At 46.7% G+C, this 22,902-nt stretch carries 8 protein-coding genes, 1 pseudogene and 1 riboswitch; of the genes and pseudogenes, 1 reads left to right on the top strand and 8 read right to left on the bottom strand.

Features of this window, described 5'->3' with window-relative positions:
- The 6 genes and pseudogenes from ACN6NF_RS12010 to ACN6NF_RS11985 all read right to left on the bottom strand — a co-directional run.
- Window positions 1–10,228, bottom strand: a 10,228-nt coding sequence (locus ACN6NF_RS12010; protein WP_474317911.1) for an amino acid adenylation domain-containing protein, incomplete at its 3' end; no start/stop codon positions are given.
- Window positions 10,229–12,124: 1,896 nt separating this feature from the next.
- Window positions 12,125–13,975: an ABC transporter ATP-binding protein gene (locus ACN6NF_RS12005; RefSeq protein ID WP_474317909.1), complete on the bottom strand. Its 1,851-nt coding sequence runs from the start codon at window positions 13,973–13,975 to the stop codon at window positions 12,125–12,127.
- Window positions 13,962–15,731, bottom strand: a complete 1,770-nt coding sequence (locus ACN6NF_RS12000; protein ID WP_474317908.1) for an ABC transporter ATP-binding protein — start codon at window positions 15,729–15,731, stop codon at window positions 13,962–13,964. Before ACN6NF_RS12000 ends, ACN6NF_RS12005 begins: the two co-directional genes overlap by 14 nt.
- A gap of 79 nt (window positions 15,732–15,810) precedes the next feature.
- Window positions 15,811–16,218 (bottom strand): MarR family winged helix-turn-helix transcriptional regulator, encoded by a 408-nt coding sequence (locus ACN6NF_RS11995; protein ID WP_045245283.1) that lies wholly within the window; start codon window positions 16,216–16,218, stop codon window positions 15,811–15,813.
- A gap of 385 nt (window positions 16,219–16,603) precedes the next feature.
- A pseudogene (locus tag ACN6NF_RS11990) lies at window positions 16,604–16,864 on the bottom strand (hypothetical protein); the annotation flags it as partial.
- A 167-nt stretch (window positions 16,865–17,031) separates the two neighbouring features.
- On the bottom strand, window positions 17,032–18,705 hold the full coding sequence (locus ACN6NF_RS11985) for an RICIN domain-containing protein (RefSeq protein WP_474317906.1): 1,674 nt from the start codon (window positions 18,703–18,705) through the stop codon (window positions 17,032–17,034).
- Between the two features lie 584 nt (window positions 18,706–19,289).
- On the opposite strand from ACN6NF_RS11985, the gene ACN6NF_RS11980 reads away from it, so the two are divergent.
- Entirely contained in the window at window positions 19,290–21,455 is a 2,166-nt protein-coding gene (locus tag ACN6NF_RS11980; RefSeq protein WP_474317904.1) for an amidase, read from the top strand.
- Between the two features lie 368 nt (window positions 21,456–21,823).
- Here the strand turns inward: ACN6NF_RS11980 and ACN6NF_RS11975 are convergent, their stop codons facing one another.
- A complete protein-coding gene (locus tag ACN6NF_RS11975) occupies window positions 21,824–22,165 on the bottom strand; it encodes a DMT family transporter (RefSeq protein WP_474317902.1) in 342 nt (113 codons plus the stop codon).
- Window positions 22,166–22,258: 93 nt separating this feature from the next.
- Window positions 22,259–22,357, bottom strand: a riboswitch (guanidine-I (ykkC/yxkD leader).
- An 8-nt stretch (window positions 22,358–22,365) separates the two neighbouring features.
- Complete coding sequence (gene paiA / locus ACN6NF_RS11970) at window positions 22,366–22,887, bottom strand: spermidine/spermine N(1)-acetyltransferase (protein WP_474317901.1); 522 nt, start codon at window positions 22,885–22,887, stop codon at window positions 22,366–22,368.
- Between the last annotated feature and the right edge of the window lie 15 nt (window positions 22,888–22,902).

Raw genomic sequence — 22,902 nt, 5'->3', positions numbered from 1 at the left:
ATAGCCCGATCATGTGCTCCACGCCTGGAATATCCCCTGGACGACCGGACACAACGCTGCCGAACACGACATCCGTACTATTGTTATATTTCTGCAACAGAACGCCCCATACGGTTTGAATCAGCGTGTTGATCGTGACCTGATTTTGTTTTGCCACCCGTTCGATCTGCGCAACCAACTCTGGCTGGAATTCGCAATCCAGATCTTCAGCGACATATTCCCCGGTGTGCATCGATTTCGGCTGTGCTTTTTGCTGCGGAAGCGTAATTTGCTGCTCATAGTCCGCCAGATACCCACGCCAGTATTGCAAGGCTGCCTCACGATCCTGACGTTCCAGCCATTCAATAAATCGACTGAACGGCGTGACAGGCTCTAGCGCTGGCTCATGATCTGCACGCAGTGCCAAATAGCTGCCGAATACTTCCTGGGTCATAAAGGACAAACACCAGCCATCCATCAAAATGTGATGGAAGCTCCAAACAAAGTGGTACGTTTCATCCCCGGTTTGCAAAATCGAGACACGAATGAGCGCATCCTCTGCGAGGCGGAATCCTTTCGCTTTATCCTCGAGGACAAAAGCCTTCACCCGAGCTTCTCGTTCCTCTTTTTCTAGTCCGCGCAGGTCTTCATAGTACAACTCTCCGCTGCGATGGCGGAAAACGACCTGCACAGGCTCATCCTTCCAGGTGTTGATAACGTTCGTCCGCAATGCCTCATGACGCTGTACGAGCAGATCCAAGCTCTTGCCGAAAGTAACCACATCAAAACGCCCGTTCAATTCAAAGGTAGCCTGCTCAAAATAAGCCGTCGAGTTCTCATCCATCAGGCTGAAAAAGAGCATCCCCTTTTGCATCGGCGTCAAAGCATACACATTTTCCAGATCGCCCAGATCCCGCGTATCTTCCACCAATTGCTCCAGCTCGTCCAGCGTGACATGGTTTAACAGCACATCACTTGGGGTCAACACCGTTCTCTCTTGGGTGACGCAATGATGAATGATTTCTCGCAAGCCGGATGCCAGTAGTTCTCCAAGCCGTGCCATTGTTTCATGACGGAATTGCGTTGTGCCATAACGAATGGTAAAGAGTAACTCGCCATCCTCAATGACTCCATTGATATCCAGCGCAAAATCCATAGCCGCATTCGTGCTGACAGGCACACCAATGGAATAGGCGGAAGGCTGTAGATCATTGCCTTTGTAGTCCTGATCGAATTGACCCAAATAGTTAAAACTGATTTCCGGCTGAGCCTGTAACTGCACGCCTGCTTTTTCCAGCACGTTCATATCGGACAGGTAGCGTAAAATCCCATAGCCGATGCCTTTTTGCGGAATATGACGTAGCCCTTCCTTGGTCTGCTTGATCAGGCGAGCGATATGTCCCCCTTGTCCCAGACTTCCATCCAGTACAACCGGGAATTGGCTCGTAAACCAGCCGACCGTGCGCGTAATATCCACATCCGGTACAATAGCTTCCCGTCCATGGCCCTCCAGGTTGATCAGCACTCGTTCAGAACCAGACCAGTCATAGACGGCTTTTCCGAGCGCAGCCAGCAACAGGTCATTCATTTCCGTGTTGTATGCGCGATGAGCTTGTTTGAGTAGCTGCTCGGTTTCCTGTTTCGTCCAGCGAACCGTGACCACCTCACTGTCTCCGAGCCGTGCCTTGTCATTGGCAAAATCCTTCGGCAAAGGCTTCGCAAGGCTTGCTTCGGCTTGCTCGATATGCTGCCAGTAGGCAAGCTCCCGCTCCATCGTCGCCTGATTGGCATAGGCTAACAGCTGGTTGGCCCATACCTGGAAGGAATCTGTCTTATGCGGCAGCCGAATAGCTGTGCCGGTTTGACCTGCAACAGCCTGCTCATAACCAGATGCCAAATCCTCCAGCAAAATACGCCAGGATACACCGTCCACAACCAAATGGTGAATGACGATTAGCAAGTGGTCGCCCTCCGCGCACTGGAACAGACCGAGCTTCACCAGCGGACCCTTGCTCAAATGAATACTGGCTTGAATTTCACTCGCCTTAGCTTCAACAGCGGTGGATTCGTCTTCGACTCCGCCAAAATCTACAACATCCAGCGTGTATAGCTCGCCTTCCTCTACACTGCGGTTCCAAGCGACATAACCCTGCTCCGTCTCACGGAATACCGTGCGCAGTGCGTCATGATGCTGGACCATACGGTCCATCGTACGGCGTAGCGCGTCAACATCAAAGCGCCCGGCTCGGTACAGCATCATCGCCTGGTTGCTGTGGTGCAGGTCAACTGGCTGCTGCTCGAAGAACCACCGCTGAATAGGTGTCAGTTCCACCTGGCCTACGACTTCTTCCTGACTGGCCATCTTGCCATCGGTACGAAGCAGCGGACTGAGCGATGCTACCGTTGGATGACTGAACAGATCCTTCATGTTCAATCGGTAACCTGCTTGCAGCAAGCGAGATGATACTTGCAAGGCCTTGATTGAATCGCCGCCCAGCTCAAAGAAGTTATCCTGCGTGCCTACGGTTTCGACACCCAGTACTCCGGCCCATACCGCAGCTAATACCTGTTCTACCGTAGTTCGTGGTGCCACATAGGCTGCTCCGGTGTGGATGCTGCCTTCTGGTTCTGGCAAGGCCTTGCGGTCGATTTTGCCGTTGCTGGTCAGCGGGATGGCCTCCAGACGCATCAGACGTGCAGGCACCATATGCGCTGGGAGTCCTGCTTCCAGTGCGGCCTCTACTTCCTCGATCCGCAGCTCGGTTTCTCCCGTGAGGTATCCGCACAAATACTTGTGCCCACGCTCGTCCGTCCGGTCGATGACTACGGCTTGACGCACACCCGGTATCCGCTGGATCGCGGTTTCAATCTCGCCCAGCTCGATCCGGTAGCCCCGGATTTTGACCTGGTAGTCCATCCGGCCGATAAAGTCCACATGGCCGTCCGGCATCCACCGCGCCAAATCGCCGGTGCGATACAGTCGTTCACCCGGTACATATGGATTCGCTACGAATTTCTCGGCCGTTAGTTCCGCACGGTTCAGGTATCCCCGTGCGACCCCGAGCCCCCCGATGCACAGCTCGCCCAGTACACCGATCGGCACCGGATTCAGCTGGCTGTCCACGATGTAGAAGCGGGCGTTCAGCCACGCCTGACCAATCGGCACATTCCCGCTGCTTGGCAGCTTCGACAGCTCTTCGTCGTAGAAGCTGGAGTCAATCGCCGCTTCCGTGACGCCATAGCTGTTGATGATGCGGATATCCGCACCAAACCGTTCTTGCAGCACTCGGTAGTCCGTCACGCTACAGCTATCTGAGCTGGTGATCAGCAGCTCCAGACTGCTCATGTCCAGTCCGTGTTCATGCACATGCTGCATAAACGGTACGATCAAGGCTGGTGTGGATTCGAACACGGTAATTTGATAATCGCGAATCCATCCGTACAGACGGCTTGGATCAATCCGGTCGTCTTTCGGGCAGATGACCATCGTACCGCCGTTATAAAGCGCCCGTGCAATATCCCCGACGAACACGTCGAAGGAGAAGCTGGCCAGTTGCAGCAGTCGGACCGGGAACTGGTTCAGACGGTAATCCCGGCGATACGCCGCAGCTGTATTCACCAAGCTGCGATGCTCGATCATGACGCCCTTCGGTCGTCCCGTTGTACCGGACGTGTAGATTACATACGCCAGATCCTGCGGTTCATTGATCGGTTCAACATCCGTGACATCCCCGGTGTACAGCGATTCATCGTCTAGCGCCAATACAGTATGCAAACGCAGCCCTGTTACCGGTTCGGATGCTACTTTGATGTCAGACTTCGAATCTGATTTCAAGCTTATGCCATCATTCAAGCGGTCTCTTTCCATCGTCTCAGCGCCAGCCACTGTTTCCAGTTCGCCCTCAGTCTGCCCTCCAGCCAAGACCTGTCGGCTTTCCTCCAGCCAACCCTGTGCACGCTCTTGCAAGCCGATTTGCGTCAGCAGCACTGTCGCGCCGCTGTCCTCCAGCATGAACCGAATACGTTCGGACGGATAATCCGCATCCAGTGGTACATATGCACCTCCGGCTTTCCACACCGCCAATACGCCGACCAGCATGTCCACCGAGCGCTCGCTTAAAATACCGACAATCGACTCGCGTCCAATGCCCTCATTCCGCAATCTACGCGCCATTTGGTTCGCACGCTCGTTCAGCTCGCGGTACGTCAGCTGCCGCTCCTCGTATATCACTGCCACATGATCCGGCACAAGCTGCGCTTGCTCTTCCACATAGGCGTGGAACAGCGTTGCTGCTTCCTTCGCACTATCAGTCCATGCTGCTACGCCCACGGAACCAAAACCATCAATAATTTTCGTTTTTTCCGCAGCAATCACCAATTCAAGCTCATCCACCAGCGCATCTGGTCTGTGAATCGCTTCTTCAATCATATGCAGCAAATGCTCACGGATTTGCTCTACAGCTGTGCGTTCCAACACTCGCGCGTTGTACTCCAAATGGACATGGATTTCATCGCCTGGCACCACCGTAATGTTGAAATCATAGTTTGTTTGCTCTGACATGGAAGCATTGGTAATCGTAAAGCCATTCGTCCCACGGCTGCCCATCTGCTCCATGCGCTGTTCCACGGGGTAGTTTTCAAACACGATAATATGGTTCACCAGGTCCTGCTTCTGATCGGTCAGAGCTTGAATGTCATACAACGGATAAGTTTCATAGGCACGGGAAGCCAGTGCCTGCTCCTGGAGCTGCTTCATCAGCCCAGCAAACGTCATCTCTTTCTCACTATGAACTCGTACAGGAACCGTATTAATGAACAACCCAATCATTTTGTCGATGCCCGGAATATCTGCTGATCTGCCGGATACGACACTGCCAAATACCACATCCGGGCTGTTGTTATACCGCTGCAGCACAACGCCCCACGCTGCTTGCAGGAGTGTGTTGACTGTCACTTGCTTTTGCTTAACCAGCTTGTTCATCCGCTCCGTCACTTCACGGCCCAGTGTAAATGAAAGCTTGTCCGCTTCATATGCTTTAGCGTGACCGTCCAGCTGTTTGACCTGCGGCAATACGGTCTGCTGCTCAAAGCCCGCAAAATAATCACGCCAGAACCGTTCTGCCTCCGCGTTGTCCTGCCGATCCAGCCATTCAATATATTCGCTGTAGGGTGTTACAGGGGCAAGCTCCAGCTTGCGGTCTTCGAGGATGGCAAAGTACGTATGAAACGCTTCCCCGACAACCAGGAACAAGCACCATCCGTCCATCAAAATATGATGGAAGCTCCACACAAAACGGTACGACTCCTCACCTGTACGTAAAATAGATACCCGCATCAGCTCGCCTGAGCTGAAATGAAAGCCTTCGGCTTTGTCGCGCTCAGCAAAATCGACAATGTACGCGTCCTGCTCTTCTTGTCCCATTGAACGTATATCTTCAAAACGGAATCCAGCCGCTTTATGGCGGTACACTACCTGTAAAGGCTGCTCATTCCATCCGCTATAAAAATTTGTTCTGAATATTTGATGGCGCTCCACCAACTGGTTTAGGCTTTCGGCAAAAGCCTCCACTTGAAAGCGGCCTTGTAGATCAAATGTCGCCTGCTCAAAATATGCCCCGGATTGCGGCTCCATGAAGCCGTGGAACAGGATGCCTTTTTGCATCGGCGTTAACGAATAAATGTTTTCCAGTTCCCCGACAGCAGCTGTCTGCTCTACAATATGATCCAGCTCTCCGGCTGTCAGTCCCTGGAAGGACAAGTCGCTTGGCGTCAGCTCCGGCAACTCTTTGGCCACACAGTGAGCCAACACCTCACGCAAGCTCTCCTGCAGCAAATCCGCCAGCTTTTTAATTGATTTTTCTATAAACATTTTGTTGCTGTAGCTGATCGTCAGTTCCAGGGCACCGTCCGTGATCATGCCGTTGATATCCAGAGCGTACCGCTTGGCCAACGTGTCACTCATAGAAGCTCCGACGGAATAAGGAGACATACGGAGTGCATTCTGCTTCAAATCCTGATCGAATTGGCCGAGATAGTTAAAGCTGATTTCCGGCTCGACCACAAAAGTGGCTTCTTCTGCCCTGTCAGCAAGATATCTCAAAATCCCGTATCCAATCCCTTTATGCGGCAGACGACGTAGCTCTTCCTTGACGTTCTTGACACGTTGTCCCACATTCCGGTCCTCGCCCATATCCAGGACCACCGGGAATTGGCTGGTAAACCAACCGATCGTGCGCGTAATATCCATATCCGGCAAAATGGCTTCCCGTCCATGTCCCTCCAAGTTTACAAGTACCTGACCGATGCCTGCCCACTCCTGAACGGCCGTGCCCAGAGCGGTGAGCAGCAGGTCGTTTGCTTCCGTATTGTAGGCCCGATGGGCTTGTTTCAGGAATTGTTCCGTTTCTTCGACCGTCCACGCTACGGTCAGGGTACGATCATCGCGAAGCTGTGGTTTGGCCTGAGACTTACGGGTGTAATCCTTAGGCAATGCCTCCTGTGCAGCACCAGCTCGCTCCACCTGCTCCCAATACGCCCGTTCCTTCTCCAACGCAGTGCTGTTCGCATAAGCTGACAGCCGATCTGCCCACAGGCGGAAGGAATCCGTTTTATTCGGCAAGCGGACAGACTCGCCCCGTAAAGCCTGCTCATAGCCGGATGCCAGATCCTCCAGCAAAATACGCCAAGACACGCCGTCGACCACCAAATGGTGGATCGCCACCAACAAATGGTCTCCATCAGTGCAACGGAACAGACCCAGCTTCACCAATGGGCCTTCGGACAGGTTTATGTTGTTTTGAATTTGAGTTGCTTTCGCCTCAATCGTCGCGCTCAGGAGGGCTTCATCCGTCAAATTCCTAAAATCCAGCACGTCTAGATGATACAGCTCGCCTTCCTGTATTCCACGGTTCCACGCTTGATAGCCTTGCTCGGTCTTCCTGAACACCATCCGCAATGCATCGTGGTGCTCCGCCAACTGGATTAGCGCCTGATGCAAAGCAACTTCGTCAAAGCCCTGCTCCCGGTGCAGCATAACCGCCTGATTAAAGTGATGCGCATCTACATGCTCCTGTTCAAAAAACCAATGATGGATCGGAAGCAATGCCGTTTCCCCGCTCACTTCTCCCTGATCTGCCATACGACTTGCCATCTGCGGTGCCAATGCTGCGATGGTTGGACACCGAAGCAGATCCTTCATATCCAGCTTGTAGCCTGCCTGGAACGCACGGGATACGATTTGAATCGCCTTGATGGAATCGCCGCCCAGGTCAAAGAAATTGTCCAAAATACCGACGGTTGGCACGCCCAAGACGGACTGCCAGATCGTTACGAGTGCCCGTTCCGGCGCGGTATAGGGCGCTTCATAATCCGCTCCGCTTTGCTGGCTGCCTTCCGGTGCTGGCAGGGACTTGCGGTCGATTTTACCGTTCGGTGTCAGCGGCATCTGCTCTAACTGAATGAAATACGACGGCACCATATAGCTTGGTAGCTCTCGTCCCAGCTCACTTCTCAGTTCACTAGCTTCCATTGCTTGATTGGCCACATAGTACGCCACCATTTGTTTTTGGCCCGTTGTTTCGTCCGCACGGGCCACGACGGCCGCTTCACGTACCGACTCCATCTGCAATAGCTGTGATTCGATCTCGCCCAGTTCGATCCGGTAGCCTCGGATTTTAACCTGGTGATCCATCCGTCCCAAATATTCAATATTGCCGTCCAGTGTCCATCTCGCCAAATCGCCTGTACGGTACATCCGTTCATAGCCCGCTTTGCCTCCGGCAAACGGATTTTGCACGAATTTCTCCGCCGTCAGATCTTCGCGATTCCAATACCCACGAGCCAAGCCTTCCCCTGCTATACATAATTCGCCCGGTGTACCGACTGGCTGCAACTCCCCACTTGCATTCAGGATATATATTTGGGTATTCGCAATGGGACGTCCTATATTAATGTCTTGAGCATGTGTCAGTTCCTGTACAGTCGACCAAACCGTCGTTTCTGTAGGTCCGTACATGTTATAAATACGGGGACCCTTTATTTCTTGCAGCGCTGCGAGCAGCTTGGACGGAAGAGCTTCACCTCCCACCATGATTTCCTTCACGCCCCGTAGCGCGTGGGAACCTGCTTCATGATCCAGCAGCATCTGCAGCCGGGATGGTGTCATTTGCAACATATCAATAGAATGATGGACAATCAACTCACCAAGCGCCTGAGGGTCCACCTGATGCTGGTGGTCGCCAAGCACAACCGTCATTCCACCCAACAGCGGCAAGATGGTTTCCAAGACAAAAATATCGAATGAAATGGTCGTCAGTGACAACATCGTTTGGCTCGTTTCAAAGTCAATGACTTTGCGCATTCCTGTAATAAAGTTGAGGACCGAGCGATGCTGGAGCATAACTCCTTTTGGATTTCCGGTCGATCCAGAGGTATAGATGACGTAAGCCAAATGATCTGGGCCAGCAATCAACCCCAGGTTGCTGCTTTCTCCCTGATACAATTCCGCATCCTCAAGAAATATGGCATTGGCATGGCAAGGGTGCTCTTCTGCCAGATCACGACTGGTCAGAAGCACTGCCGCCTTGCTGTCTTCCATCATGTATTCAATACGAGATGACGGAAATTCGGGATCAATCGGCACATAAGCACCGCCTGCTTTTAGAACGGCCAGCAGACCTACAATCATTTCCACGGAGCGTTGCACCATCAAGCCGACCAGCTTGTCAGGTCCTACTCCCTCTGCCTGAAGTATGTGTGCCAATGAATTCGACCGTTCATTCAGTTCCCGATAAGTCAGACTTTGATTTCCAAATATAACCGCTGTCTGATCCGGTGAACGTTCTGCCTGTTCCTCGAATAGCTCATGAATCCCCGCATCGTGTGGAAAAGGGACAGCTGTCGCATTAAATACATCCATAATTTGAGTCCGCTCTTCGTCACTCATCAGTGACAACTCCTGAATCCGCTTCTGTGGCCCTTTCACCATGTGCTCTACCACACTCAAAAATTGGTGAATCATTCGGGCAATCTCCTGCTCGCTGAACAGCTCAGTCCGATAATCCAGTTGCAATACAAGTTTATCGTCATCCAGCATGTCTATCATGGCAATATCGAAGTCGCTCACCGTATCTCCGCAGAAATCAGTATGTACCTGCTGAATAGCTTCATCAAAACGAGAGAAGCTCAGCGTACGGTACTGAATGGTAACGCCAAACAGGCGGCCAATATCTGTGCCGCTTTGCTGTTCACGCAAATCCTGCATGATTTTGTTATACGGATAACGCTGATGCCGCAGAATGGACGCCTGCTCCTTGCCTACCCCGTGCAGGAAAGTGAGCAACTCGGATTCCGGCTCAACTTGCAGACGTGTAGCCACAGTGCTGACGAACATGCCCATTGTATTTTTTTCCTTCTTTAACGTGCGGTTAGCATACAATGTACCAACGGTTAAATCTTGTTCACCTGTCGTTTTATGTAAATAGATATACAGAGCAGCTAGGAAAAATGTAAAAATACTGATATTATGCGCTTCGCAAAAAGTCGTGACACCACGATATAATTCGTGCTCCAGTGTATAAACCTCTCGGCGTGCAGCCGTGCTTACCGTGAGCGGATTGTACGACTTTAGACCTGTAACCTCCGGCAAGTCGGCAAATTTCTCCGTCCAGTACATCTTGTCCTTTTGATAGCGCTCTGATTGCTCGTAGCTTTGCTCCGTCTGAATAAAATCGAGATATGAGTTCGCTGGAGCCGGCGTATTTGAACCTGTATCATGAACAATACTCATATAGTTCCCCGTAATTTCATTAATGGCCTGCTCCATCGTAACGCCGTCAGAAATTATGTGATGCATCTTGAAACTAAACCAGGTATCTTCTGCCCCCAGCTGCAAAATTACAAACCGATACAGCTGCGAATCCAGTAAGGGGAATGGCTGTGCGTTATGGTGGCTCACCCATAGCTCTGCTTCCTCTTGGGTAACCTGGAGGGTTTCTATGTTTTGAGCAGCAAACGGCTCCACGTATTGATAGGGAATGCCGTCCCGAATCGTGATTTTGATACGAAAAGAATCATTTTGTGCAATAACCTGGTTCATTGCCTGCTGCAATGCATCTATGCGAACTCTTCCCTTGATTTTAACAGTGGTAATAATCGTAGACGTGTTGCGATTGGGATACACAAGCTCCGTGTACCAAATACGTTGCTGTGGCTGGCTTAATGTAAACAATTGAACATTGTGCTGAGTCATACGTATCTCTCCTCGCAAAATAGATATGGGTAAAAGTAACTCTGCTTAAATGACCTCCCCCTTGGCAAGGAACGGTCATGCGAGTCTTTTCTCCGGCATTGAATTGCCAATGGAAGTCGGCAAAAGCGACCACTCCTGATATACCATTAAGATCTGAGTGCGCATACTTGTTATAATCTTCTTTTTTCACACTTTCGCAGTGCAAGCTTTTTTTAGTTGGACAAACATGATGAAAAAACTCTGATTCTGGATGGATGAATATGTGCATGGAATGGGAACATTTTTGGATTATGCTGTAAGTGCATCTTGGTGGTGGGTTGTAGAATGGTTGCCGCAATGTTAACAACGTAGTGTGTCGTGATCTGTGCTGTCTGAATCTTGGCTTGAGGGTATCGATAATATGAGACGTATGAGCTACTGCAGCGTGGTTAGGAGCGTAATTCTAGGCTGAAAGGGGCAAAAACTCACGACTGCGCTTATGACTTCCTGATTTTGTACATGGATAAAAAAGTGACGGTCATCGGAAGGGCTAGCGAAATTTCCAAGCTGCTAAGGAAACGTTTCGTGTTTTCTGCATCAAATGAAGCTCTTCGGTGAAAGGTTAGTCCGAATAAAATAGGAGTGTCTTTGGAATACGGAAGATATGGAACAGATTTACCGAATATGATGTTATGGACAGATAATCTTGCAGTCTTGTTTATACAACTGCCATGATTTTTTTGGATACAGTCATTGCTCCCATACTGTGTCTACACAAGAAAACAGCTTATGTACTTATGAAGCCATTTTAAGCAAGGCTCGCATGTCCGGGAAACAAATAACTGGGTCTTCTCAGTCAGACTTAGATCACGATTTTCAAAAACACAGACACGACCGAGTCCCCATAAAAATTTCTCACATCCTCTTGTTGTCCATAATATAGCAATAAATCCTTATATCTCTTCTTTACTCCCAATACTTTCTAGCTATTTTAAATATACAAACTTTAAAACCGATTAACATGGGACATAAGTTCTAAATTGATAGATTTCATAAAATTAATAAAAATCCTATATAATTACATTATTTTTATATCTTTAAATGCAAGAATTCCACTTTTTTATTAAATTGAATATTAACATGACAAGTTAATGTGTTTTAGAACAAAATTTTTGATTTTATAATCGGTAAAATAAAAATGATGTATGCTTGCACGAAACTCCAAACCCCTTGCACCAAAACAAATTTTACGTTACATATCATTAACACAAATATAATAAACCGTTCCTGACACCATCCGACAAATTTCAACTTTTTCAGCAACGCTCTTTAACTACCAAATAATGAGATTTATTTGCTCTAGCTAAATTAATTCAAAATTAATAACTCTCATTTTTTAAATAGATAGTGATTTTTTTAGATCTTTTGAACTAATTCCCAAGCAAAGTTTTCTTTAAATTTTCTCTCGAAATTTCGATTTAGGTTAAATATTCTCTCATTTCACCTATAAATTTTATTTTTTTATTAATAGAAACGTTTTGATTTTCCATTAAAACTTTAGATTTTTAGAAATTTTATAACTTATGGACCATTTCTTTTGTAAAATGTATTAACTCAAAAACACAAAATAGCAAGTCTCCATGTGGCAGGAAACTTGCTATTTTTTTAAGTTTTGACGACTTGACCCTAAATAATGAAGTTAATATTGACACAGTGGAAGTAACGACATATTGGTTTGTGATGATGGATACTTTGTACAAATCGAATCGTTTTTGTGCCGAGCGCATCACGACCGAGTAAACCTTCTGCCCTGTGACCAGAAAGGATCAAACGCTAATTGATTGGATATTTTCATTGTAATTTTACCTTGATATGATACTGATGGTTTCTATCATTGTTTCCCTAAGATTGTATTTTTCAGGATACATGTTCAAACTGGCTGTTGTATAAATCGGCATAGAATCCGTCTTTACCCAGCAATTCCTCATGATTACCTGTTTCGATAATGTTACCGTCCTTCATGACCAGAATCAGATCGGCGTTCTTAATCGTTGAGAGACGGTGGGCAATCACAAAGGAAGTTTTCCCAACAGTAAGTCGGTCCATCGCTTGTTGAATCAGCAACTCCGTACGCGTATCGACCGAGCTTGTGGCTTCGTCCAGAATGAGCATGGGTGCATCTTCAATCATGGCTCTTGCAATGGTAATCAATTGCTTTTGACCAGCAGAGAGATTGGCTTTGTCGTCTAGCACTGTATCATAGCCCTGCGGTAGAGTTTTAAGGAAGCTGTGCAGACCCACTGCTCTACATGCGGCTTCAACCTGTTCATCGGTAACATGCTCTTTGGAAAAGGCGATATTCTCACGAATCGTTCCTTCAAACAGCCATGTATCCTGCAGTACCATACAGAATAATTTATGAACATTCTCACGTGTTAATTGGCTGATCGGAGTTCCATCAATATAAATTCCCCCTCCGCTCAGCTCATAGAACCGCATGAGTAAATTCACGAGCGTCGTCTTACCGGCACCTGTAGGGCCAACAATGGCGATTTTCTGTCCAGCTTCAGCTTTCATAGAGAAGTCTTTGATAATCATATGGTCTTCATTATAACCGAAACGGACATGTTTAAATTCGACATCCCCTTTGGCGTTTTCCAGCTTCATGGACTTGTCGCTCTCATCCACCAATTCTTCTTCACCCAGAAATTCGAATACACGTTCACTAGCAGCTGCCGCCGATTGCAAATTGGTTGCAGCCTGCGCCAACTGTGACAAGGGCTGTGTAAACAGACGAATATACACCATAAAGGCCACGATCGTTCCGATCGTTATAACATGTTGGTTCACCAGCAAAGCACCCACGATACAGACCGCAACATAACCGAAATTCCCGATGAACATCATAACCGGCATCATCAGGCCAGACATGAACTGGGATTTCCATGCATTTGTATACAAGCGGCCATTAATGCCATGAAACACTTCTTTGGCTGCTTTTTCTCCGTTATATACCTTGACTACGTTATGACCAGCATAAGTTTCTTCGATATGACCGTTGATCTGGCCAAGCTCTGCTTGCTGTGCTACAAAATATTTTTGTGAATGCTTCATAATTACCGTCATCAGTGAAAAACCGATCAGCGTAGCTACAATCCCGGTAATGGTCATGATCCAGTTCGTATACAGCATCATAATCAATGCACCCACAAAGGTTGCCAGTGCGCTGACAAGCGTGCCGAGACTGTTGTTTAATGTTTGTCCGATAGTATCGACATCGTTGGTCACACGGCTAAGCACACTCCCATAGCTCGTAGCATCAAAATACTTCAAAGGCATATGGTTGATTTTTCGGGACAGCTCTGTTCGCATCTTCTTTGTAAGACGCTGTGACACGGTTACCGTAATGAATCCTTGGAGATAATTAAAGATAAGGCCGAGACCATACAAAATCACCAACACAAGAACAATCTTTTGAACAGCATTCACATCAATCCCTGTTACGATTCCTTCCTGGATCAGGTTGGCAATATCACTGAGCTTATCCGGGCCAATCACGTTGAAGACGGAACCGGCCAGCGCCAGCACCATAGAGAGTATGATCATAGGCATATAGGCCTTGATATAGGATAAGAGCTGGCGGATGTTCTTTTTAAAATCATTCGCTTTTTTACCAGTCCCCATCCCTTCCGTAAGACCTCCACCCATGGGACCTCGCTGTTTCATTTCGGTGTGCTTACTGCCGACGGTGTGTTCATTCTTGTCCATGTACGAGTTCCTCCTTCGAAAGCTGCGAATAAGCGATCTCCTGATAGGTGCTGCAATTCGCCATCAGCTCTTCATGTGTACCGTTCCCTACAATCTCGCCCTGCTCCAGCACGATAATCCGGTCAGCGTCCTTAATGGTGCCTATGCGCTGAGCCACAATGAGTGTCGTAGCATGACCGGTTTCTTGTTTAAGCGCAGAGCGCAGAATCCGGTCTGTTCTGTAGTCCAGGGCCGAGAAGGAATCATCGAAGATATAAATCTCCGGCTGACGGTAGATGGCACGCGCAATGGACAGACGCTGCTTTTGACCACCGGACACGTTCGCTCCACCTTGTGAAATCCGTCCTTGATACTGACCGTCCATTTTTTCGACAAACTCCGTGCCTTGGGCAATCCCGACGGCGGTTTTGACGAGTTTCTCCGAAGCTTCTGCTCTTCCGTTATCGCCATACGAAACATTGGATGCCACTGTACCGCTGAAAAGTACGGCTCTCTGTGGGACATACCCGATTTTGTTATGGAGTGTCTGCTGCTTATAGTTTCTGACATTCACGCCATCCACGAGTACCTCTCCCTCAGTCACATCGTAGAAACGAGAAATCAAATTGATTACGCTGGTTTTACCGCTGCCTGTTGCGCCAATAAAGGCAACCGTCTCGCCCTGTTTTGCCGTAAAGCTAATGTTGCGAAGCACAGACTCCTCCGCATCCGGATATTTGAAGCTGACATTACGGAACTCCACCTGACCCGTAACGTCCTCTTTTCCAGCTGTCTCATGCCCGTCAATGATGCGGGATTCGGTATTCAATACCTCCATAATCCGTTTGGCAGAAATCGAAGCTCGAGGCATCAGGAAGAATATCATACTTACCATCATAAAGGCCATGACCACCTGCACCGCATAAGAGGAGAATACGACCATATTAGAGAATAGCGTAATGCGGTCCGGCACGGCCGCTCCGTTAATCAGGTAAGCGCCAATCCAATAGATAGAGACACTCAAACCCGACATAATAAATGTCATACCCGGACCAACCATTGTCATTAAGCGGTTCGCAAACAGGTTTGTATTCGTTAATTCGGTATTGGCCTGCCCGAACTTCTCCTCCTGATACTGATCTGCATTATAAGCACGCACTACCCGAAGCCCGGTCAGATGCTCACGTGTTACCCTGTTCAGATTATCAGTGAGACGTTGGATTTTTTGGAAACTGGGGAGAGCGAAAATAACAATGACACTCAGCATCAGAATCAGGACAGCCACAGCCACTCCTGTAGAGGCGGTCCACTGCCAGTTTTTATCTGCGATCTTTGCAATGGCCCACACGGCCAGAATCGGCGCCTTGATGATCACCTGCAGCCCCAGTGCAACCACCGTTTGAATTTGGGTAACATCGTTCGTGGAACGGGTAATAAGGCTGGCTGTTGAAAAGCTGTTCATCTCTTCCATCGAAAAAGATAAGGCCTTGTCAAAGACCATCGCACGCAGACGCATGGCCAGCCCTGCCGCGACCTTTGCCGCAAAATAGCCGACAATAATAGATGCAATCATACTGCCGACAGCACATAACAGCATATAAATACCGGGAATCAACAGTTCCGACATCGGCGTTCCTGCAGTTTGCAGCTTGGTTGTAATTTCGGCCATATAATCAGGCAGCTTCAAATCCAGCCACACCTGCACAACGATGAAGGCCAAGCTGCAGAGCACGAACATCCATTCATTTTTCTTGAGATATTTAAATATCTTGAGCATTCTGTTCTTCTCCTTTATCTGAAAATCTTAGGTGTTTGGTGCAATTAACGTATCCTGTATACGTCCTCTACATAGGAATTTAGCTTTTAGAGACAATAAGCTTGATGAGTCGGATAAACTCTTTGGCATCCTGTTCGTCCAGCTTTCGAAGAATTTTCTCGCTCCATGCGACTCCTTCGTTATACCTGTCAATCATAAATTGCTTGCCTGAATCCGTAATGAATACAATCACCTTACGTTTGTCGTTGGCATCCGTACGTCGTACAACCAACCCTTTCTTCTCCAAACTTTTCAGCGCCGTTGCTATCCGTCCCGTACTGACGGACAAGTATTCGCTCAAATGGCCCGAAGTAACCCCGTCCTGATGACTCAACGCAATGAGAATTCCCATTTCACCACGAGAGAAATGCACTCGTTCCTCTAATGCCGGTTTGCGTGATTTGACGATACACTCGAATAATTCGGTTGCTGATGCTTTATAGTCCATTGGCCGTACCACCTTCTGTATTTATCTTATACTGTAAGATAATAATGATATCCGGATATAAAGTCAATTCGGGAAAATATGTAATGGTTGAAGTTTCATGACCATTCACGACCTAGAAGTTGAATGAATCGAATAGAATGAAAGTGGGGAAATTTTAAAGACTCTATTGAAATGGCGGAGCAATCCAGCAGTGAACTGCCAACATATCGTTTCTGGAGGAATGCGAACAGGGATTTTCATTGCAATGCAACAGAAACAAAGAGACGACGACAAGGAATTTGACACTTTACTCAGTTATTCACGGAAAAAATCCAAGTAAATATGCTCTACGAATATCGCTGGGGGTTGAACCGATGAGTTAGATTTGTTGGTATAGCGTTATAGCTCATTGGAGACAAGGAATACGATGGAATTCTGCCTCCTCATCGTCAATGTAAATCGGGACAAATAAAAAAGCCGCGATTTTCGCAGCAATCATTTTCCTATTTACAATGGTTTGTTTTACAATTGAAGCAGCAGGTTGGCCGTTGGCTAAGCGAAGATCCTGGCCCGCCCATAGTGACATATATTCGGGGCAGTTCGCTTTTGCAGCCGCCTGACGAATGTCCCGGGTCATCGCGTTTTAAATAGGGTAAGCAGGAATTGTTCTCTTTCAATTATAGAAAAACTGGCGCCGAACGGAAGATCGACACCAGTTTTTGACCGTACAGCTTATCCCAATATAGTGGCTTGACTAAGGAAATGCTGAATGAGATTCAACCGATTGCTTAAACGATGTTAGAATGATGCTTTTAGGCAAATTATTGATTAGTGCTATTCAATAGATTCAAGCTTCCATTGTTGATTATAATTGGATGTATACCGCCATTGCTGAATAGGAACTCCCTCTGCCGTTGATAGGCCTGTGACATCAGCTGGCTTATTCGAAATGACAGGAGTGATTCGATAGTAACCATCTCCTGTAGAGATAAAAGCAAATTTTTGTTGATCTTGGCCAGTACTAGCAGCCAGTTGGAATTTAGCGCCATGATCAAGAGAGCCATTTGTTATCTCAAGTGAACGTCCACTCTGCATATTCTTGATACTGTATTGACCGCCACCTAGATGTGTAACACTCCATTGTTGATTTGCTTCACCTGTATAGGTTGATTTAATTACACTTGTACCTTCTATCGTATTATCGGTTTCCATGGCCTTGCCGTCCAAACGCACAATGAAACGATAAATACCATCAGAAACATTTCCATCAGGAATGCTTGCCAGATCTCCGCTGCCGGCCGGCCGGGTATAGAGAAGAGTTCCGAAACCAAGTTGATCAAACGTTGATGGGTACTTCAAATTTGGTCCACCTTCGGTACCCTCCAGAGCCATTCGGGCAGCAATATTGGGTGCAGACAGACCTTTCCGATTGACATAATGGTTATAAATCATCACCCAGATGGGACGCATTTCATTACGACTGGCAGGCGATATTCCAGATTGAATATTTAACGAACCGTTTCTACCTGATCCCCATTCATAAGTTGCAAATGGCACATCCTCGCCATTGTTGTACTTGGCAACATATTCAGCAGCACGCAGGAAACGATTGTCCGCCCATCCATAAAGGTCATCCCCCTGATTCCATGCCATTTCAGCAATTGTTGCCATTAAACCAACACCTAATTGAGTATGCGCTTGGTCCCTTCCGGATTCTTGCCATTGGGCAAGCCCATCAGGATGAAGGAATGGGATCGCATTATAAATGGACCCATTTCCTGCACCATTTTTAAAATATTCAACACCGATATCATAAATATCCCGGCGGTCACAGAATATTCCGATTGCAATGGTGGCCGCCATATTACTTAGATCCCAGTTCGCCCAGTAATTCTGTATATATGAATCATTATGACTATTGCCGTATTCATTGCCAATAAGGAATCTCTCATTCAATGGTTTGTAAAATACAGTAAGAAGCATGTTCTGCATTTGTTCCACATTAAACCCCGGATAATCTCTCATAAGTTCTGCTGCATTAGCCAACTCATATCCATAAATTCCCGCCGCTAAGTAGCGATCAGCATTGCCGGAGATCGTTTTAAGATTAGAAGACCAGGCATTCAAAATATCACGAGCTGTATCTCCATTTGCGGCGTCCCCTGTAATTTTCCAACGAAGTGCATTCTGATATGCACGAGCTATATCATTGTAAAACACAGCTACATTTTGCCCACTTCCTCCCCGGATAATGGTAGAAGTAGCGCGTGGTTTCCATCCAGCCTGTGAAAGTGGGCTGGACAGCAATTGATTCCAACCATCCAAGTATGGTTGTCTGCCTTCATGAATCATTTGCTTCATTCGGTCAAAATCTTCTTTCGTATGTAATAGACCAGGATGAGCAAATCCAGTGGATGCTGCAGCTTTAGGCAATGTTTCCTCAGTGAATCCAAACGCACTTATTACTAGGCAAAAAACAATGGATACTAATAGTGTTCTTTTCAGCATTTACATTCTCCTTGTATTAGTGTATTTAAAATAAGTCTTTTGCTATATTTTTCCACACCTCTCTTTTATGTAATTCTCCTTTGAGTTGGTATATATACCTGTTTTTTCTGCGCTATTATGTTTATCGGTACTTCAATGTTTGATAATAGTAATTCCTTAAAAAATAGTTCTTTTGAACTGTTAACTTAAGGATTTGAAAGGCAAAAAATTGTTAACACAAAAAAGCCTCCAATAGGCGACTTCTTAAATAGGACTTTTTTATGTCCCCGTCACAGTCGTTCCAACTTTGTAGTTTTTTCTACTATCCAGCTGGCAAGACCGGTTGGGGAATCACTTAGTGCAAAAGCCAGCGTTTCCGGCTTCATTCTATGAAGGGCGCTATAAGCACCTTCTCGGTCCAACCACCCAGCTACGCTGTCAAAGTAAGCTTGCTCTTCCTTGCTCCACACATTACAAAAATTGACATTTCGGATGAAAATAAGTAGTATAATTAGAAAGATTTATACAAAAAAACGAGACCTTCCTCGTTCCCCTCTATTTCGAATTTCTGATCCTACCTATCTATTTTAAGGAGTGAAAATGCTATGCGCGCACGAACGTTAAAAGCGAGTACAAGGAATGTAATCGGTAGCTATTACAAATGGATCGCGGCTGGTGTGATTGTAACTCTCACGGGATGCTCGCTTGCATCCGCCGCTCCTTCACCCTCACTCTCATCCTCAAGTAAAACTAATGAACCTACCTCCTCCCTAGTTACATTTCATTTGCAAGAGGCTACGATTGCTCAGATGCAGGACGCGATGAAGTCAGGAGCACTGTCGAGTGTCGAGCTCACAGCCATGTACCTTAACCGGGTATATGCCTATGATTCTAGTGGCATTCGGCTGAATTCCATCCCTGTTCTGAATCCTGACGTACTAAAAGAAGCCGCTCAGGCTGATCAGCTAAGGGCACAGGGGATGAATACTGGGCCTCTACAAGGCATCCCCTACACGGTTAAAGACAGTTATAAAGTTAAAGGACTAACTGTCGCTTCTGGATCTCCAGCTTTCAAAAATCTGATGGCAAAAGATGACGCCTTTACAGTAGATAAGATACGCAAATCCGGTGGAGTGTTAATTGGTAAAACCAACATGCCACCAATGGCAGCAGGTGGAATGCAAAGAGGCGTTTATGGCCGTGCTGAAAGTCCGTATAATCCAGATTATTTGGCTGCCGCCTGGTACTCTGGCTCCTCTAACGGATCTGGCGTGTCGACGGCCGCCAACCTCGCTGCCTTTGGTATGGGAGAAGAAACAGTATCTTCTGGAAGATCACCAGCATCTAACAATGGTTTAATTGCCTACACACCATCACGGGGCTTAATCTCGATTCGGGGGAATTGGCCGCTTTTCCCTATACGGGATGTCGTTGTCCCACATACGAGGACTGTCGAGGACATGCTCCGCTTGCTTGACGTGATTGTTGTAGAGGATAAAATCACTAAGGGCGATTTCTGGCGAGAACAGAAAGCCGTTCGCCTCCCTTCTGTCAACAGTATCCGTCCCAATTCATATCTAGAGCTGCGAAATACTCAAGCTTTGAAAGGCAAACGCATCGGTGTTCCGAAAATCTATATCGGTAAGGACCATGAAACCACAACTCCGATCAAATTTAGACCTTCAATACAAGCATTATGGGAAAAAGCTGTAAAGGATTTAACTGCTCTTGGAGCTGAAGTAGTGGAAGTTGACTTCCCCTTGCAAGTGAATAGCGAGAAGGACCGACCAACAGCAAAAACACCTGAAGAACGTGGTCTGATGCCGGCAAAGTGGAGTGAAAAGGAATTCGGGTTGCTTAATCCTTATGCAGCTGAGGAATTCCTTAAAAGTGTGGGCGATCCGAATTTCCCGTCATGGGCTAATATCGACCCTGCAACCGTCTTCCCGAATCCGCCCGGATCGGTAGATGCCAAACGTGGCAGAGACCTTGGTCACTATGACGTATTCATTGAAACTATAAAGAAAGGCGTCACCCCTTACGAACAAATTCCTCAATTTTATGAAGGGCTGCGGGGACTGGAAAATGTACGAAAGATTGATTTTGAAAATTGGATGAAGCAAAACAACCTTGATTTTATTGCTTTCCCCGCCAATTCAAATATCGGCAAAGCTGACTCCGATGTGAATGAAACGTCTTATGAGGAGGCTTGGGAGAATGGCAACTATTTCTCCAATACGAATTTCCTTCTACGCGAGTATGGGATCCCAAGTGTGTCTGTGAGTATGGGCGCCATGAAGGATACTGGTATGCCCGTCAATCTGACGATGGCAGGTGCCGCATATAGCGATAATGACCTGCTTCGATACGCTTATTCCTATGAGCAGGCAACCAAAAACCGTCCTATTGCAACACGAACGCCAGCGCTTGAGGATGAAACCTTTTCCTATAACCCGCAAACTGCTCTCCCACCCTCTAAACGTAAGGAAACAGAAGCCCCTGCACTTAAGTTGAATGCTTCGATCAAGGACGATATTCTCGCTTTGGAAGGTTCAGTAACAGATCAAAGCAAAATTGCTCAGCTCAAAGTTTATGTCAATGGCATGCGTGTCGCTATTACAGAAGATAACGCTAATTGGTCAGCAGCGCTTCCAACTACTAAATACAAACAGGGTGGCGCCTCCCAAGCCGATACACTGCATATTCTCGTGCTGGCGAAGGATATTTACGGAAATACCTCTGCTCAAATCAAGTCTGTCACTTTACTCTAATGACCAAGGACATCATCGAACTTACTTAGTTGTGGTTCCCTGACCGTAAGATAGCATTAGGAAAGATATCGCTGCAGATGGTCTTAGCGGGGATAGTTGAGCTCGGCGGTCTGGAGGTTGGTCAGATGAAGCTGCAACTTCCAGCTCTTTGAATTAAATATTTAAATTAGCAGACTCCCTATACTGCTTTCGTAGTATAGAGAGCCTGCCATTTAAAATATAAAGCCACAATTTCTTTTTAACCTTTCTTATATCATTCGTCGAGGTCACTTTTCAGCTTACCAGCTTTAGTCCAACCGCTGAGCTGAATACCGAACTCCAATCATTTCAAATACGCCTGCCAAATTTAGAAATGCCCAGTTCATCCGTCAGTGTACCTTTTTTCTTTGTTTTTTCTCTTGGCTCTGTATTTTGAGTCCTACAACTCCAAGCAGAAGCAGCCCGATCAGCATGAATTTAGATCCCTGTACATCAGCACCAAACAACAAAATTTCTGCCAACACAGTTCCGGCCGTTCCCAAACCGACAAATACTGCATAAATCGTTCCAACCGGAAGCGTACGGGAAGCTATCATCATGAGTATGAAACTTACAAAAATGGCTGCTAAAGTCCCTCCCCACTCTAACCATCCACTGGCATGTTTCAGGCCGATAACCCAACCAACTTCAAGTACTGCCGCCATTACAACAGATAACCATGTCTTGTTCATTCTGTACTGCCTCCTTTTTGATTGCGCTGCAAATATAATGTGTATCTAAAGCAGCAATTAAAAAAACCTGAGATCATACTACATACGCAGTTTTTCTCCCAGGCTTTTATCCCTCCGTGACACAGTGCAACAACTGTGAGTTTTCTCTCGGACCAGCCGATATGACATCGCGGAACCCTAGAAAACATTTTTAAATTCAATTATAGTATTAATGTTTTGGTCATTATGAAATCGATTTGTTCTTCATCCCCCATATAAAAAGAGTGGGCACCCGTTTGAACAAACCCCATTTTCTTATAAAAAGCAATAGCATTTTCATTTTTTTCCCATACACCGAGCCAGATTTTCTTTTTATTATGCTCCAATGCAATTTCCATAGCTTTATTTAGCAGATATTTACCAAGCCCATGTTTTTGAAATTCATTTTTTACATAGATCCTCTCAACTTCGAGTGACTCATCACCCATTTTCTCGGATTGGGCATCATTTATATTTACCTTTAAATATCCAGCAAGTTCTTCGTTGAGATAAATGAAAAAGATTTCTGAAGAGACATTGGACAATTCCTTATCCAACTGCTTCGAGTTAAATGCTCTTTCCAGATAGGCTTGCATATTTTCAGGTGAATTTTGATCTTTAAAAGTATCGTTGAATGTTTCAATGCTTATTTCTTGGAATATTTGTAAATCTTCACGACTGCATTTCATAATTTTTACATTCATTATAAATATAGCGCT

The organism is Paenibacillus sp. TSM33 (assembly GCF_056099025.1).
This window is presented reverse-complemented; position numbering and strand designations above follow the sequence as displayed.

Excerpts from the sequence above, each read along its gene's own strand:
- ACN6NF_RS11995 (WP_045245283.1), bottom strand. The coding sequence starts at position 16,218 with ATGGACTATAAAGCATCAGCAACCGAATTATTCGAGTGTATCGTCAAA.
- ACN6NF_RS11985 (WP_474317906.1), bottom strand. The coding sequence starts at position 18,705 with ATGCTGAAAAGAACACTATTAGTATCCATTGTTTTTTGCCTAGTAATA.
- ACN6NF_RS12005 (WP_474317909.1), bottom strand. The coding sequence starts at position 13,975 with ATGGACAAGAATGAACACACCGTCGGCAGTAAGCACACCGAAATGAAA.
- paiA (WP_474317901.1), bottom strand. The coding sequence starts at position 22,887 with ATGAATGTAAAAATTATGAAATGCAGTCGTGAAGATTTACAAATATTC.
- ACN6NF_RS11980 (WP_474317904.1), top strand. The coding sequence starts at position 19,290 with ATGCGCGCACGAACGTTAAAAGCGAGTACAAGGAATGTAATCGGTAGC.
- ACN6NF_RS12000 (WP_474317908.1), bottom strand. The coding sequence starts at position 15,731 with ATGCTCAAGATATTTAAATATCTCAAGAAAAATGAATGGATGTTCGTG.
- ACN6NF_RS11975 (WP_474317902.1), bottom strand. The coding sequence starts at position 22,165 with ATGAACAAGACATGGTTATCTGTTGTAATGGCGGCAGTACTTGAAGTT.